We start from the raw sequence: 748 nt of genomic DNA on the forward strand, positions 1-748 counted from the left end.
TCGGCATAGGCGCGGACCTGGACGGCACGTCGCACCACCCTGGCAGAAACGGAATAGCGGTTGCGGTCGAAGCTGATGAGGCATGTGCCGCTTACCGCATGCTCGCTCTCGTGGAAGCCGTCGAAGGGTGCGACAACAGGCTGGAGCACCGCCCGTTCGGCTGCCCATGCCTGGGCGACCGTCAGTTCCTTCTGCTCGGGATGCTGGTGCAACTCTGCCCAGCGCCGACACTCCGCCTCCAGCCAGCCGTTCAACTCCTCGAGGCCGGTAAATCGCAGGCGTGGCTGGAAGAAGCGACCGCGTGCGGTCTGCACCTGGTTCTCGACCTGACCTTTCTCCCAGCCCGACGCCGGCGAGCAGGCGGTCGGCTCGACCATGTAATGGTTGGCCATGACCAGGAAGCGACGGTTGAAGACCCGCTCCTTGCCGGTGAACACGCTCGTCACCGCCGTCTTCATGTTGTCGTAGATGCCGCGCGTCGGCACGCCTCCGAAGAAAGCAAACGCCCGTGCATGCGCGTCGAACAGCATCTCTTGCGTCTCACGCGGATAGGCTCGCACGTATATCACCCGCGACGCGCACAGCCGCACATGCGCGACCTTCACGCGCATCGGCTTGCCCGAGATCTCGACGTCCTCGTGGCTCCAGTCGAACTGGTAAGCCTCGCCCGGCCGGAACAGCAGCGGGATGAACGCCGGCGCATTCATCACGTCGCGACGCTGCGCCTGCCGCCAGCGCGCCGCATAAC

At 65.2% G+C, this 748-nt stretch carries 1 protein-coding gene; it reads right to left on the minus strand.

Translation table 11 applies throughout. The features are described from left to right. On the minus strand, positions 1-748 hold a 748-nt coding region (gene istA / locus CVH10_RS16840), incomplete at both ends, for an IS21 family transposase (protein ID WP_146142953.1).

The sequence above is a fragment of the Halomonas sp. ND22Bw genome (assembly GCF_003011945.1).
GTDB classification, from domain to species: Bacteria; Pseudomonadota; Gammaproteobacteria; order Pseudomonadales; family Halomonadaceae; genus Halomonas; species Halomonas halophila.